This is a genomic window from Psychrobacter sp. Sarcosine-3u-12 (genome assembly GCF_002836005.1).
GTDB lineage: Bacteria > Pseudomonadota > Gammaproteobacteria > Pseudomonadales > Moraxellaceae > Psychrobacter > Psychrobacter okhotskensis.
Genome location: NZ_PJBY01000095.1, coordinates 1 through 16,428, shown reverse-complemented (window position 1 = coordinate 16,428; position 16,428 = coordinate 1). Strand labels below are relative to the sequence as shown.

Annotated in this window: 10 protein-coding genes and 1 tRNA gene; 7 read left to right on the top strand and 4 right to left on the bottom strand. The window is 44.5% G+C overall.

The window, feature by feature from the left end; genetic code table 11:
* The first annotated feature begins 54 nt into the window (after window positions 1-54).
* Window positions 55-130: transfer RNA gene (locus CXF65_RS06680), tRNA-Asn, on the top strand.
* Between the two features lie 249 nt (window positions 131-379).
* On the opposite strand, the gene icmH is transcribed toward CXF65_RS06680, so the two are convergent.
* The 4 genes from icmH to CXF65_RS06660 all read right to left on the bottom strand — a co-directional run bounded on the left by icmH (window position 380) and on the right by CXF65_RS06660 (window position 4,392).
* Window positions 380-1,192 carry a type IVB secretion system protein IcmH/DotU gene (icmH, locus tag CXF65_RS06675; RefSeq protein WP_025652084.1) on the bottom strand — a complete coding sequence of 271 codons (813 nt, stop codon included), beginning with the start codon at window positions 1,190-1,192 and terminating at the stop codon, window positions 380-382.
* A 145-nt stretch (window positions 1,193-1,337) separates the two neighbouring features.
* Window positions 1,338-2,684, bottom strand: a complete 1,347-nt coding sequence (gene tssK, locus CXF65_RS06670; RefSeq protein WP_025652083.1) for a type VI secretion system baseplate subunit TssK — start codon at window positions 2,682-2,684, stop codon at window positions 1,338-1,340.
* A gap of 9 nt (window positions 2,685-2,693) precedes the next feature.
* Entirely contained in the window at window positions 2,694-3,392 is a 699-nt protein-coding gene (locus CXF65_RS06665; protein WP_101211480.1) for a hypothetical protein, read from the bottom strand.
* 43 nt (window positions 3,393-3,435) lie between these two features.
* A complete protein-coding gene (locus CXF65_RS06660; RefSeq protein ID WP_227523212.1) occupies window positions 3,436-4,392 on the bottom strand; it encodes a M15 family metallopeptidase in 957 nt (318 codons plus the stop codon).
* Between the two features lie 451 nt (window positions 4,393-4,843).
* Here CXF65_RS06660 and CXF65_RS06655 point away from each other — a divergent pair, with 451 nt between their 5' ends.
* The 6 genes from CXF65_RS06655 to CXF65_RS06630 all read left to right on the top strand — a co-directional run bounded on the left by CXF65_RS06655 (window position 4,844) and on the right by CXF65_RS06630 (window position 16,329).
* Window positions 4,844-6,442 (top strand): hypothetical protein, encoded by a 1,599-nt coding sequence (locus CXF65_RS06655; protein WP_157824052.1) that lies wholly within the window; start codon window positions 4,844-4,846, stop codon window positions 6,440-6,442.
* A gap of 115 nt (window positions 6,443-6,557) precedes the next feature.
* A complete protein-coding gene (gene tssM, locus CXF65_RS06650; protein WP_101211478.1) occupies window positions 6,558-10,628 on the top strand; it encodes a type VI secretion system membrane subunit TssM in 4,071 nt (1,356 codons plus the stop codon).
* On the top strand, window positions 10,625-11,614 hold the full coding sequence (tagF, locus tag CXF65_RS06645; protein ID WP_025652078.1) for a type VI secretion system-associated protein TagF: 990 nt from the start codon (window positions 10,625-10,627) through the stop codon (window positions 11,612-11,614). Before tssM ends, tagF begins: the two co-directional genes overlap by 4 nt.
* A 65-nt stretch (window positions 11,615-11,679) precedes the next feature.
* Window positions 11,680-12,513: an OmpA family protein gene (locus CXF65_RS06640; RefSeq protein ID WP_101211477.1), complete on the top strand. Its 834-nt coding sequence runs from the start codon at window positions 11,680-11,682 to the stop codon at window positions 12,511-12,513.
* A gap of 78 nt (window positions 12,514-12,591) precedes the next feature.
* The gene (locus CXF65_RS06635; RefSeq protein ID WP_101211476.1) at window positions 12,592-15,261 is read left to right on the top strand and encodes a DUF2345 domain-containing protein; all 2,670 of its coding nucleotides are present in this window, start codon (window positions 12,592-12,594) and stop codon (window positions 15,259-15,261) included.
* Between the two features lie 9 nt (window positions 15,262-15,270).
* Window positions 15,271-16,329: a DUF2515 family protein gene (locus CXF65_RS06630; RefSeq protein WP_101211475.1), complete on the top strand. Its 1,059-nt coding sequence runs from the start codon at window positions 15,271-15,273 to the stop codon at window positions 16,327-16,329.
* Window positions 16,330-16,428: the final 99 nt, after the last annotated feature.

Sequence of the window (16,428 nt, the reverse complement as noted above, 5' to 3'; positions counted from 1 at the left end):
ACTCGTTAGAGACTTTCTAAGTTCGTTGTAAGCCATTAAACACTTACAGCTTATTCTCCAATAGCTCAGTTGGTAGAGCAACGGACTGTTAATCCGTGTGTCCCTGGTTCGAGCCCAGGTTGGAGAGCCATATTTTAGTAGTAAATTTTTTGAGTCATCTTTGATTCGATTATGGCATTTGCCAAGACCCTCATCACTTTGATGGGGGTTTTTTTATGGGTGTTATTTATTGCTTTATGTTTTAGATATTACTAAAAATATTTTACTACCGACTCATGAAACGACCGTCAGTGCTTAACTAACGGCCGTATTTTAAATTATTATCGGTAACTATCTCTCGGTAAATATAAGGTAAATATCTCTCGGTAAATACAAGCAGTTACGGTAAGAAAATTGAAATATGCGCTTGCTCTTTATTTTCTTGGATGACATTGTCATAAGCTGAGAGTTGATGATCCGTGAAGCTATTGGTCAGATACCACATAGTTGTAAATATCGCCGTCAATAGCACTGCCATTACGGCAACGATGATCCATAGCGGTGTCTCACTGGTCAGTGTGTGCTTAATCTGATCAGGAATCGCCCAAAATGGCGAAAACTCGTTTTTATTACCACGCAAATGCTCAATCTCATCACCCAAACGCGAGATAAGATAGCGTATCTTTTCTGGCGCCTCTAAACGATACTTTCCTTGAAAGCCAAGCAACATCGCATAATGATAGACCTCCAGAGCAGGCAGACGCCTCTCTCCTTGTTCACGCAGACCATCTAAGCGCTCAAAGAACTCATTGCCAGCGATTTGCGAGCCAAACAAATCTAACTGTAAAGGGTTTAGCTCCCAAGCATCCTTTAACGTTTGAAACTCTGGCTCTTGCGACGTCATGATTGTCTCATCAATCAGCGCACAATAAGCGTACTTGGCTTCGTGAATATCTTCTGACAAAAAGCCCTTTTTACGAGCGTTCATTTCGAACTTATCTAAAAACTCGTATATTTTTTGACGGAACTTACGCGGTTCGGTACTAAAATAATGATTACGCAATAAGAAAACCAAGTAAAAGCCGTCATACATGATATCAACCAGCGACTGGCTGCTGATGCGTCTATCAAGGCCATTCGCTGATACTTTTGATGCCACCTCGCCTGAATCTAGCAATGAAGGCGCAGAACCCGTTGAATTGTTTGCTGACATGATCGTTCCTAATACTAATTATTTGAAATACAACTGAATAAAAGGGTTTGGTTAAAGATTATCCATAAGCAAAAATTGAGTGAGATATTTTAGATATAAACATCAATTTCTCATAAACCCTTATTCATAACATTTCTCAGAAAAACTACTGCACGATGGCCATCAGCTCTATTTTTAAGTCATCAAAGCCGTTCGGTACATAAATACAGATAGACTCAGACTTAATCATCTCATCATACAGCTCACCGACCGGTTCGATAGTGAAGTAGCTAAAGCCTGGTCTTACCGGTATCGCACTAGGTACTTGGGTGACATGCGAGACTGGTGACCCCGGTAGTGCTGATAGTACCCGCTTCTCTACCGCGTCTGGCGTTGCCACTTTAAAGCGTCTTGGCACGATATCAATGAGCTCATGCATCGGTAGCGATGAGCTAACCGACAGATACAGCTGTGAGCTGCGAGTAATCTTGTCACTGCTCAGCTCCCCTGTGTAGTAAGACGGTTTATTTTGACGCAAAGGAATAGAGATAAAGTTGCTAGCAATCACCGTATTGAGCAGTTCGCGAATAATCAAAATGATACTGATAAAAGACTCATTGGCATTGTTATGCTGATAAGACGGCAAATCACCTACTTTATATAATGAGCTAAAGGTCGCCAATTGACTGGCAACATTCAATAGCGCCTCATAAAGCCGTTCCGGATGTAGCTTGGCATTATTGTATAAATGGCTGAGCTGAGAGTATGCGGTATTTAGCGTATGCAAAAGCCAAAAAGACGCAATGTCTGATGAGCGAAACTCTAGCAAATCATTGTTAGATTGACGATGATGGTCATAGAGAGAGGTGGACTTGGTATTAATCATCGTCATCAAGCGATAGACTTGGTTGACCAATGCAGGATTACTGGTGATATGGACGCTAGGTACAATATAATCCTCGTCCACTTGGTAGACACCTTGGGTGGTACGCAGCAACTTAGCAACTAGCAAAGAGACGGTATCTTGACTGGGCGCTTGAGCAGAATGGCTCAGCTGCAAGCTTGGTGACAGTTGAATAACATCGATCATCGCTTCGGCAGCTTGACTGTACAGATCTTGTGCCTCGACCGTATTTCTCACATAGCGTGCTGGGTTATCGCTTTGCTCTGTCTGTATATTGCTACCGCCACTATGAACAATCTCAAGGCTCAAAAACACGAATATCTCATCGTCGTTACGGTGAGTATCAAGCGTGATTGGCTTTGGCAGCGCATCGGTACGTGGCGCTTGATAGATAGTACCGTCTGGTAGCACACCGTAGATGCTTTGGAAGCTTAATAAATTGCTCTCTAGTAATTGTTTATCAATTTGCACGTCTGCTATGCCATAAGCATAAGGGTGCATCAGTGTCATACTTAGTGCACGTTGCGAGTTATGATAGCTGTCTTGAATCTGAAAATGCTGGGGTCTTAAAAACAGTCCCTCTCCCCATAATACTCTATGTTTACTCAAGGCTATCTCCTACAAGCAGCTAACCAGCGGTTGCTGATAATATTTAAGTTTGGTGGTAAAGTCAGGCACTAACTCTGGATTGACGCCTTCTTTGATATTGATATCACAAGCGCCGATATTTAAAACCAGCGCTCGGTCAAAATCGATACTATCAAGTGGTATCAATACCTGCGAGCGTTTCTGCGTATGTCTCAGTCCAACTTTGATGGCAATAAACTGTGCATCCTGTGGAATACTTAGCTTAAGACTGGTGGCACGATTGGGAATGACGCTAACTTCTTTAGCAACCCGCTCCTCTACCTCGGCGAATTGGTTCTCTTCTTCCAAAAATCCAATATAAGCTGTGCTCGCGGTGCCTTGTTTGGCACGTCCAGCATTGGCATTAGCCGCAGGCAGGATTTGCAGAGTAATACTTTGACGTTTTAGCTGTTCTTGCAAGGCTTTTTGCTCGTCATTCATTGACTCAAGCCGCTGTTGCTGTTGCTCTAGTTGCGCTTTTAGGTTTTGTAAATCTTCATTCATTGCCGTGCTTTTATGGCTAATAACGTCTTTCATGCTATCGATGACGGAGGCTTCGTTATTGGTGTCTGACTTGCCAGCCAGTACAGACGCATTACTATCAGACTTACTAGCGCCACTGAGGCTACATCCTGATAGCGTGGTCGTTAATACCCAACCAAGAGCCACTGCCGCTATAGATAATTTCATACATTTGTCCATATTATTTCTGTATTTTGCTTTGTTATTGTCGTTATTGACTGGTCAAAATCTCTGCCATTTGCGGGCGACCGAGTACGCCTTTTTTACGCAGTTCAACATGACCCAAATCCATCATACGCCAGTCGCCACCCCACACTAGTCCAGCTGATTTTGCTACTTTACCATATAACTGGTAGCCCTGCATCGCCCATGGATCCTTTTCAGTAATCACAATTTTACCATTTCTAATAAAGGCGCTATCGCCTGCTAGACCAAACTGATGATAGCTCTTATAAGATCCTGCCTTGGTGACATTTGGGCCTTTTTTGAGCAAGCGTGCTTGCCTTCCCGGACTACGATAGCCCTCTAGCAGCACCATGTCATAACCATATTGATCACTCATCACCTTATAGACAGTCAACAGCCGTTGGACAAACTCAGAGTTCATCTTATTCCAATTACGGTCAGCATTTCTGATGTTAATGTGCCCATTGCTGATATGCGATGCCAAAATATCACCCGAGTAGCCTGTACTGTGGTCTTGGGTATTTAAATCAGACAGGTCAGGTTCAGGGAGCATTAAAGGCCTTTGTACTGGTGACGCGTCCGTCGCCACCTCCGGCCAATAGCCCTCGTCGGTTTGCGTGGCTTGATAGCTGGCAATCTCTGCTTCTAGCTCAGCGAAAAGCTCGGCGGGCGGCGCAGGCGGTGGTCGCAATCGCTCCCCGACCAGTAATTGACTGATTTGCGAGTTGGCAGTATTCAACGAATCATCTTGAGCATGATAAACCTCAAGAGAGTTATGCATAATCAGAAAATAACACCCCACTGTCGTCGTAAGAATGGCTAAAACAGATAAAGCAGGAACAATAGGAATGCTGTTAGGCGAGATACGTGGCAGAACTGGTAGCTTGAGCGTGGGGCGTTGAAGTTTGATCACCGAGACGCCTTGCCAAACAGTGCTCACCTTATCAAACAGTCGCTCATACAGCTGATGATCAAAAAGCATGATAATCACTGTAATGGAAACAAGCGTAAAAAGGATAACGACCAAATAAATCATAAGGAAAACAATGGCACAGTGAGGCATAAAGAAAAACAGCGGGCAAAATATTGGAAAATACTAATGTTCAGCCATCAGCATGTCGTAGCTGGCTATTATATAGACAGATGAGATATTTTTTTATAAAAAACCCAACTTAATTGTATTTTTTATTAACTGGCTATATTGACTAATGATATAGCATGGCGATGAGCAAAAATCGAGAAGAAAAACCATCTTATGCTAATTAACCAAGCAAAGTAATGATACATGGTAGCGAGAAATCTTCAAATACCATAAACTACCTCTAATAAAATTATGTAGATAAGGGGTATAGCAAGTGGGCGGAAAAAAGCTAATAACTTACGGGCGCTATGCTCTTGCACTTTTTTTAGTCATTTATCTGTTATTGGTTTGGATGTACTTTAAAGATAATACGCTGCAACTTACCTCTGCAAGACTGCTGCTATGGTTTGTGATTATTCCAATAATTTTGTTTGGCTTTATCGTGTTTATTAGATGGCGACAAAAAAAATCAGAAGCAGAAGAACTAGCGCCAACTCAGAAAATAAGCAAAAAAATAAAGACGCCACCTATCGATTCCTATCAATTGTTTATAGATAGCAGTATCTGTCTACCCGAAGGGATTGATTGGCCTGAAATCATAGACAATGATAACGATCTCACGGTATTGAGTGAAGCGCTATCAGACTTTGACGGCTTACCAATATTAACCAAGCCGATTGAGGGTGTGATCACCGAACAAACAGCGCTCTACGCTTACGATAATGAGCTAGATAACGAGGCATATCCTGAAGACGCGGCTGAAAGCCTAAATGAGCTAACCTTGCGTCTATGGGCATTGATTGATAATCAACTTACCGCAAGTGATGATGCACTAAGTGTACTGGCTCAGCATTTTGAGCGCATTATGCAACAAAATATCCATGAGCCAAACTCAGCGCTGAATATCCATCCAGAATGGCAGCAACACTACATCGCGAGCACACCAGAAGACTCCTCTGCAGAGGATAGCCTTCCCGTTATCTCATTGTCTACGCTGTCTGTTTATTTGTCTATTCCTGAGCTGGCTGATGCTAATTATCTGGTTGAAAGGCTAAAACAGCAATTGGCAACCTATGGCATTCCCGAGCAGCTACTCACTATTCAAACCATCATCGCTGATGAAGACCCAAATCTTCCTAATAAAAATGCTCGTCATACAGACTCTTTTCATAATAGCCATGACGGTGCTGATAGCGAGTCCTATCAGCCGCTGCAATTTATTCACGGGCAACTTATTGCTCTGACCAAAGCTGCGACCCCCGAGATTTGTCTTTTTATCACCGTCGACTCGCAGATTAATGAGCAATGGCTTGAAGCAAACTTATATGCAGACAACGCCTCCAATCTCTTGCCTACCGAAGCCGGTATATTGCTGATTTTCTATAACAAAGCCGCCAAAGACCTTCTCGATCTAGATCACAAGGTACGTTTTTCCATGACTGAAATTGGCGAGGCGCTACCCAATGATGCCAGTAGTATGGCCGCTGAGGTGCCGCAGCAGGCTTATAGCAATACTCGCCAGCATTATTTAGCAAATTTGAAAACGATAAAACAGCTGTTACTAGATAATTCATTTGCTCTATTAGATCGCCATGACGACAAAACCAAGGCAGAAGAAAAAAAGTCAGCGCAGGCCATTGACAATAAAACAACAATGACAGATGCGTTAAGCGAAAATAGCATCACCCTCTTGTCAGACATTAATCCATCAACACAACCTTACGACTTATCCCTACTTATGACATTTATCGATGAATTTATAGCGCAAGGGGCGCTAGTAAATGACCACCATTTAGGGCATTATATGCCTCTGAACTCATGGTTACAGCCTTTTTTAAGTCTCGCACTGTTGGTCAGCGCTACCAAAGAACAGCCACAGGAGTCTGACATTAAACTCCTTATTACCCAACATAAGCACCGCTGTATGTTGTGGCTTGCAGAGCCCAACTAAACACTTTAGCCACTTTTAGTTCAGTTAATATTGCTCGTTTTATCGCTTATATCAGTCATTGTTTATGATGAAATGATGACTCTCTATTATTTCAAGATCACATTAGGTAGCAGGCATGTTCTCAAGGTTTTTTCATCTCATCTACAATCCAAGAGTGTTATTGGTCTTAGCTATCATAGTCGCTCTGGTCTTACTCTATGATTATGTCGCGCTACAAACCTTCTTCGTCATTATCGGTGTCTCCATAACCTGTCTGCTACTAGCGTGGTTTGGCTACTACTGGTGGAAAAAGCGTAAAAAGGCGGCCGCTGAGCTCGCAGATTTAGTAGAAGACAATAACGATGAAGGCGCTAATAGTGCCAATAGTATTGCTGCTAAAGACGAGAATGCACAAGAAGTACAGGCCTTACGTCAGCAAATGCAAGACGCTATTAAGACCATTCGCAAGTCTAAAATTGGCGATCAAACTGGCAAAGCTGCACTGTACGAGTTGCCATGGTATATGGTCATTGGTAACCCAGCAGCAGGTAAAAGCTCGGCGGTACTTCACTCTGGGCTAAAATTCCCGTTTATGGAAAAAACCAACAAGCTGTCGGTACAAGGTGTCGGCGGTACTCGTAACTGTGATTGGTTTTTTTCTACCGAAGGCATCCTACTCGATACCGCAGGACGCTACTCTGCCTACGAAGATGACCGCTCAGAATGGCTGTCGTTTTTAAACCTATTGAAGAAGAACCGCCCCAAAGCGCCTATCAACGGTATTATTATCGCCGTTAGTATCGCTGAGCTTACCAAAAATGACCCCAGTTACGCACTAGACTTGGCCAAAAACCTGCGTAGCCGTGTGCAAGATTTAACAGAGCAATTAGAAGTTTATGCCCCCGTTTATGTGGTCTTCACAAAAATGGATTTGGTATCAGGCTTCCGTGACTTTTTTAATGATTACGAGCAAGAAGAGCGCGGGCAAGTATGGGGCGCGACGATTCCCTATCCCGAAGACCCTGATAGCATCAATATCAGCGATGTGTTTGAAGAGCATTTTGGCGTGCTGGTCAACGGTCTAAAAGATCTTAGCACCACTAAGTTGTCTTTGCGTCACCAACGTACGGTATCTCCGAGTCTGATGACTTTTCCCATGGAATTCCAATCATTACGGCCGATGATTAGAACGCTGATGCACGCCTTATTCGAAGACAACCCTTTTCAGTTTAAGCCCATACTACGCGGATTTTATTTCACGAGTGCCTTACAAGAAGGGCAAGTCAGCAGTCAAATGACCTTACAAATGGTGCAAAATTACGACTTGCAACCACCTGCAGTGCCTTTAAGTGCTCAGCAAGAAGCCGCCGACAAGCCTTACTTCTTGCATGATTTATTTTCTAAAGTCATCTTAAAAGACAAGCATTTGGTCAAACAACATAAAAACCGCAACAAGCGTAGCCATCGCGCGCTGGCCACCCTAGCCTCTGTGGTGGTGCTGTGTACAGCAGTTGGTTTATGGACTTGGTCTTATGCCAATAACAAGCAATTGACTGAACGTGTAGAGGCTGACTTACAGCAAGTCGCGCTGATGCAAAAAAATGCTAATGGTGATTTGCAGTCGCAACTTGAGTCGCTTACTATCCTGCAAAGCCGAATAGAGCAACTCGAAGGCTACGACGAGGATCGTCCGTTGTCGCTGAGCTTTGGGTTATATCAAGGAGATAAGCTCAAGAAAAAACTGCTATCTGAATATTATAATGGTGTAGGCATTATCGTGTTAGCGCCTACCAAACAGAACATTGAAAGGTTTTTGACCGACGTCAATACGAATGCGGCAGATCTAAAGGTGCAGGAGGCAGCAACCTCAGCAGTCGAATCGGAAACCGTGAGTAACGACGCTTATATACAATCTGACCCTACCGACGTAGAGGATGCTTATAATGCGCTGAAAGCTTATCTGATGCTGGGCAATCATGAGCACTTAGAAACCAGCCATTTGAGCGATCAGATGACACGTTTTTGGCGCACTTGGCTTGAGTCCAACCGTGCTGATATGCCGCGTGACAAGATGATTCGTCAGGCTGAGCGCATCTTAAGCTTTACGCTTGCTCATGTCGACGACCCCGCCTTTCCATTGATTCAAAATGACTTGGGACTGGTGGATAAAACCCGTACGACGTTGTCTAAAGCCAGTAAAGGCCAGCCTGCCCGTGAGCGTGTCTATTCTGAAATTAAAATGCGCTCCTCTGCTCGCTTTCCATCGGTGACTGTCGCACAAATCACCCAAGACAGTGCCAATGAAGTACTGCTAGGCAGTTATGTGATCTCCGGTACCTTTACCAAGCAAGCATGGGAATCGTTCGTGAGTGATGAGATCGATAAAGCTGCTACCAATAGAGTGGTTGCCGACGATTGGGTACTTGCGACCAGTAGCAAAGATGATTTGACACTGACAGGCAGCCCTGAGCAAATCCGTCAATATCTGGTCAATCGCTACAAACAAGAGTACATCATTGAATGGAAGCGCTTTTTATCACAGGTCTACATCCGTGATAGTAAAGGCTTCGACGATCATGCGCTCTTATTAAATCAGCTGTCTAACGCCACCGAATCACCGCTAAAAACACTATTTGAGACGGTAGATCGTCAGACCCAGTGGGACAATAAATCCGCAAACCAACCCGCAGCGAATGGCTCCAACTCTCGGCGCTCATTTGTCAATTGGTTCAAGCAAACGATCCTGCGTCAAAGCCCAGCTGAGCTTCGTCAAGCAGAAGCGGCGATGAATAATGGCAGTAATAACAGTACTAATGAAGCGGCAGCCGTCCCTGCCAGCACCGGCATGGTAGCGCAGGAGTTCTCCTCAATACACAACCTAGTCACCCCAAGAGAAGACAATCAAGACTTATCGCTATTGGATAACTATTTGGCAAGCTTAGGAGATATTAGAACGCGGTTCAATAACATAGCCCGTAGCGATGATATCGGTCCTGATGCCTTGTTATTTGCTTCGCAAACGCTCAGCACTGAAGGTTCAGAGATGACCAAGTCCTTGCAGATCTTAGATGAGCAAATACTTAGCCAAGCCAACTCTGAAATAAAACAGCTGGTACGTCCATTGCTAAGCGAGCCGCTAACTCGCTCATTTACGATGCTCCTCACCCCGACTAAGGCTGAGATTAATAAAGTCTGGCAAGCACAAGTATACAAGCCCTTTTTGGATAACTTGGGCAATAAATATCCATTTACCGCCAATGCTAACTTGGAGGCAACCCCTGCTGAGATTGGACAGTTCTTTGGGGAAGATGGCTATGTCGCCAAGTTTGTTAACGAAACCTTATCGCCTTTTATCATCCGCCGAGGCGATCAAATCTCAAGTAAAATTTGGAATGGTGCAGGCTTAGGTCTGAATCCTAAGTTCGTCGCTGATTTTGGCAGATATTTTGTCAACTATACTGGTGGCAATGCTGGAAGCGCGTCAGGCGCGAGTGGTGGCAGTGCCACTGCCAATCAAACCACATTCCAAATCATGCCTTTACCGGTTAGCGGTTTGACCGAATATACGATCGTCGTTGATGGACAGCAGCTGCGTTATCGTATGGGTACGCAAGCATGGACGACGTTTGTATGGCCAAATCCAAGTAGCCAACCAGGAGCCAGCATCAGAGCCAAAAACTACGATGGCAGGGATTACACCATATTTGAGGAAGCCGGCAGCTTTGGCGTTGAAAGACTGATTAATAGCGCCCGCCGCACTGAGCTTGGCGACAATATCTTTGAGATGGCATGGTCAGGTGATGGCATCACTATTCCGGTACGTTTTAGAATCATCAGTGGTAGCAGTAGCACAGCCAGTCAAGGGCGCTCTAACAACCCCTTTACTGGTATGAAACTCCCTAACGAGGTGATTGCCCTTGGGGTCACACGTACGGCAAGACCTGTTACGGATAATAGCGCAGCGGCTAATACCCCTAATAGCAATAATGCTCGTGAATCAACCGGTCAAAATACTGAGCAAACGAGTACAGCCCCTCCAGTAGCAGGCGTGTTGAACTTGGCTCCTAGTACAGACGCCAATACAGATGCTAATACCAGTGCTACCACGAGTCACGTTCAGAACACCGAGGACAATAGTGGCAATGGCGCACAAACTGCCTCGTCTCCAACTACGGCTACCTCTGAACCGCGGGAGCCAACGCCATGACTCCTGAATCACTACCCCTAGTTTATTTTGGCAAATTACCAGCTCGTGGAGACTTTATCAGGGCGCGCGCTCATATCGCTGAGACCAATGCGATTGATCAATGGGTCAGTCAAGCCTTGGCGATATCAGAAAACTTATTCAGTGACGCGAGTGACTCGTTGATAGACAGCCCACCGACGAACAACATTGCTTTTTTGAACTTTAGTCATGTAGACACGGTATCTAACGAGATTATTACCGGCGTCCTGCTTCCTAGTCATGACAGTAGCCATAGAAACTATCCGCTTATCGGTTTTGGTGTGCTTCATCTCGATAAACCAAAAAGCTGGATGAACTATCTGCCCGTTAAGTCATTAACGCTGTGGAATGAGACTTATGAAGTCCTGAGCGTGGCTAAATCTAAAACCGATAGCGCTGAGGTTATGGCGGGTCTGAACGACGGTCAGCTTACCGTCAATAAAAACGCCAGTACCCACTATTACGATTTTATCAATACCACCACATTGCACGACATCGCGATATTGATGAACATCAGTAAATCACAACTGATACAACAAATCATAGCCACAGGCTTGTTATTCTTACCGACTTATAGCAAAGGCTTTAGCGGTCTGAATAAAGCCATATATTGGACCCTGACCTCTGACAGAGAAAATGCCATACATATGGCGACTTTTTGGCATGATCTTATTAGCGGTTTTTATCAGCCACACCAGCTCTATCTGAATACGTATCTGTACCGAGTTTCAAACTGCTACCGCCTGCTATTGAGCTTTACCAAGCCGGACGGTTGCATGCTTAGCCAGCTGGCAAGTAGTGAGGACAGTCATCCCGATGATTGGGTAATCATTGCTCATAGTGACTGGACACAAAGCTATATCGATGAAGATATCGGCTTGACTCGGTTTAACAAAATATTGTTGCAGGATGACCTTTATCTGTACGATACTAGACAACTGTTTAAAAAAACCTTCTTGGCACAGTAGATATTCGATAATTGATCGTTAACAAGCATGCTCTCAATAACAGTAAGATTAAAAAAGGTATTTTTATGCTAGCCCAAGTCTCAACCACAATACCTAAATTAACACGTCGTAAAAAAAGCCTATTATTCGCAGCTGTTACTTTGTCTATGAGTGCTGCGGTGTTTGCGGCTCATAATGATGCTCATATTAATAATAGCCCTGAAGGTGTGCCTGTGGTCATTAAAGGTGTCGTAGCTACCAGCTCGGATAAGCAGCAACTCCTTGAAAAGCTAAAGGCGCAATACCCTAACAAGCCCGTCAGAGATGAGATCGAAGTGCGTTCTAACATTAGCATACCGACCAACTGGCAACAGGTAGCGACCGCTATTATCGATAGTGATATCTCCAATATCCGTCAGGGTCGTATTGATATTCATGGGACTACCATTAGCCTGCATGGCAAGGTGAGCAGCATTGAGCAAAAGCAAGCCATCCAAAACCGGATACACACGCGCCTCACCGATCTTTACCAATTAGAAAATCAATTGGTCGTCGTAGAAGGTGAGCAGCGACTTATCGATGACACCTTGGGCAACCGTATTGTCGAGTTTGAATCCGGCAGCGCGAAGTTGACCTCAATGGGACTGGGTATTCTAGACGATATGGCAGGCGTCCTGCAGCGTGTTGGCGATAAACCAGTGACCATCATTGGACATACTGATAATGTGGGCAACCCAAGCGCCAATCTGGTCTTATCTAACAAGCGTGCCGAAGCAGTTAAGCAATACCTCATCGGTCGTAACATTGATGCGGCCCGTCTAAGTACCGCTGGTAAAGGTGACGCTGATCCTATCGCGAGTAATGACAATGAAGAAGGACGCACTCGTAACCGCCGGATCGAATTTACCCTTGGTGAATAACGCTGCTATATACGTTGATCATGGCAGCTAAGCACTGATGCTTATGATGCCGTCTCTGACACAAGAGGGACTACCCCTATGTTACGCTTGACCAACACCGTGCTTCCGATGCACCCTGATAGGCTGTATGCGATTGAAAGCAATAGCCAAGCCCCTTACGCCAGTGCTCGACAAGATATGGCGGCTCACCGAGCGTGGCTTCAGAAACTGACTCATGCTCATGAGGAAGCGCACATCATCGCTCAGCTAAACCCGAACGGCTGTCACCAGCAAGAGCAGCACGGTATTGATACCTATCTATTACACGTCTATATCCATGAGCGCCATCATCCCCCTTTCACACCGTTGACGGCTTTAATCGGTAGTGCATTAACCTTGAGCTTTGATACGCCGAGCGGATTGACCTATCGTCATCTCTATATCACAGCCATTCGTCAATTGGATCATGATGGCAGTTATGGCTATTACCGTCTGCTGGCACAGCCGATTACCTATCGCTTGCATCAGCATCTACACAGTCAAATAGACACCAATTTATCTGTTCTCACTATGGTCTCAGAGCGCCTCAGCACACTAGATGTGGACGTGGTCGATGACAGCAGCAACGGTGAAAATGATACGAACTGGATACCCGCTCGTATGACTCAGTGGCAAATGAGTCATTGGTCACATATTTGTGAGCGCCTCGCGCGTCAAGGGCTGACGGCTTATCTACGCCATGAGCAAACGGACGATCACAGCCTGCCAAAGCTCATTATCACCTCCGCCCATCCCAGCGATAGCGATGGCGTCAGCCTAAATATTGGCGCATTACGCTATCAACAAATATTACACGACCGTGTCCATGCGCCTGTCTTGGCCATCAGTGAGCAGGTCATCACCCAACCAAACTCAGTAACGATGCAGCGCTTCAATGCAGCAAATGTCGCACACCCAACCCAGTCAGCCGATATTGCGACGAGCAATAATGGGGATAAAGAAAACAATCAAACGAGTAGTCATTCACTCACTTTAGACAGCCCAGCCGCCTTTGCACCAGTAACCGATACTGAAACTATAGATGAGGCAAGCATAGTCGCTCACAGCCATCAAAGCAGATATAGCGTCTATCACGCCCTCGCCCATGCCACGGATTTGAATGTTGCTGATACTTTTATGCTTGTCGATCACAGTGCGCTCAATCAACACTACCGTGCTACCCATATCGTTCATTTGGCACGCAATAGTCTGGCACATGTGACTGGACTCACCATAAGCCGCCGCCATCATCAGCGCCATGCCTCCTCTTTGGAAGCTGGCATTCACTTAACCCAGCTGAGCCTCATTACCGCTGATACCCCGTGGGTCGGTCCTCTATACAGCAGACAGGCTCTACCGCCGATGACAGGCATTACAGACAGTCAAAGCGATACAGACAGTCGCAACCATATGACCCCGACCAAAAGCTACTTACTGGATAGTCCAGCCCAACCTATCAATCGCCTTGAAGCACAAGCTGGCGCTAACTATGGCACACACTTCACCCATCGAGCGGACGACCAAACCCTGATGCAGTCTATCGGTGATGGTGAACATTTAATTAATATTGGCAGTCTATTGTCATCAAGTCGCCCTAGCCTATTTGCCACGGATAATGAACAAGCGGTCGAAAGTGGTTATCGCAACACGGGTAACGGTTTATCGGAATGGATCACTGATCACCGTACAGAAAAAGCGTACTCTCAGCTAAAAGTAGCCAGTGCTGGGATATCTGCCAGTCTAAAAATGGGGGTTATCAATCCATCAGACACCGCCAAACGTCAAGGTATCAATGCGGCTACTAATGCCCAAATCAATATAAAATCAGGCGAAGCCCTCGTTCTCTCCACCCAAGCACAAACCCACGCTCAATCTGGACAGCATAACTATCAGCAGTATACCCCGACTCTGACCCAAACTGCATTAGGTGGTCAGCACTTAACTGAGCGTTTAACCCAGCTGGCTACAGGACTGGGCAGAAACGTTAAAGACCATGCCAATATTAAGACTCAGTTAGAGAGTATCGCCAAGGAACAAGACACTAAAACCCATCAGCAAACACCTTACACGCTAATCGATAGCGCAGCGGATAGTGCTTATATCAGTGACGATACGCTAATTCAACGGTCAATGGGTGAGATGATCAGCACCACTCAGCAAGATATGATGATTAGTAGTGGTGATAGCCATAACCAAGTCAGCAGCGAGTCACTCAATATAGTAGCCGATGGTCAATTTAGCATGACCAATGCCAAAGATAATATCACCCTCTCAGCGCATACAGGCAAGCTGGAAGCAACTGCCAAGCAAGATGTAAACATCGCCTCTTCTACTAAAGAGGTTGAAGTAGTGGCGACGAATAAAATTACGCTAACGGCTGGTGGAGCTAGTATCACGCTTGATGGTGGTGATATTACGATAGCGGCAAAGCAATTTATGGAGAAGGCAGGTAAGCATAGTAAGGCTGGAGGTGGGATTGATAGTAGTTATTTATCGCGGCTACCTTTTGATAAGTTAGTAGAAAAAGAGTTCTTTGATGAGCAGATTCAGTTGGTTGACCCAATGGGTAATCCATTGCCTGATATGAAATATCTATTAACGGGTAAAAATGTAAATATAAAATCAGAATCAGATATTGAGGGTAAGACGCCTCGTATAGATTCGGGAGATCAGGAAGATGAACTGAAGATGCAACTAGTCTGGTCTACTTTTTTAAATAATAATAAATAGGGTGAAGGCATGGTTACTAAAGCGAAAACCAATACAACTATAAATAGCTGTACACCGAAAGCTTGTACCTGCGAAGAGTTATGGTCTGTCTCTCAGCAGTTTTGCCTAGAGCGTATGAGCGAAAAGGTCTCAAATAACACTTACAACTTCGTGGACAGTTATAGTGTAAGAGCACGACGTATTGCAGGTACATATGCTAGGTTTTATTTAGAAACTGAAAAGAATGGAGATCCACGTAAAAAAGGTCGTTTTTATTGGATGGCTTTAGGTGCGTTCGCTAGTAAAACGGTAGCTTGCACTTTGGAGCATTGGACTCTTACAGTAACTAAACACGGTATTGCAGTCACTGCTAGTGATTGGTTTGGACAAGGTAACTTTTGGCTGTTCCAAGATATTGCGGGATGGCATCATTATTATAGTAGTTATGGGTCTGAAGTTTTCTTTAACTGTATAAGTAAACGACATTCAAACAACCTCGTTCCACAAATAAAAATGGCAATAAATAAAGCCGATTGGGCAGCAAAATCTTTGCCTAAAATTAATTATTTAAAAACCAACGAACATATTCAAGCAGGATTTGCTGAAGTTAAAAAGTTCGAAGAACTTCCTTCAAGTGATAGAGTTAAATCACAAAGAGCTCAAGCTCAATATCAAAATGTACTCATTATCGCTCAACATGAACAAGGAAAAGTCCTTCAACCCTTAATTTATGAACAATGGCGACATAAGCGTGAAATTAATGCAATGGAATTAGCAGGCGGGCTAGCACCTGAGGTTAAGCTATTTTTCTCAAATACTTGTAATGTACCGCAAGTCACGGTGTACCCAACGTATCGTTATCGTGGCAGTCATCCTGAAAATAAAGACGACCCTAAATATGACAAGTATGTCTCTAAACCAGAATCAGATATTTTATTGTATAGTTATGAAAGCCGTATGAATTGGATTAGAAAAGCAGCAGAGAAATTTCATGGGTTAATGCAAACAGAAGAGAGTTACATGTTAAGCCAACTCCAAACGATGGCAGGCTGGTATCATAAACCTGATAAATTTTATCCATTCAACTAAAAGAAAAACACGATGCGATACTATCTACAACTTGCTTACGTTTTGTTTTTAAGCTTCTTTATAACAGCTTGTAATGCCCAAGATAAGGTAACCCCTATA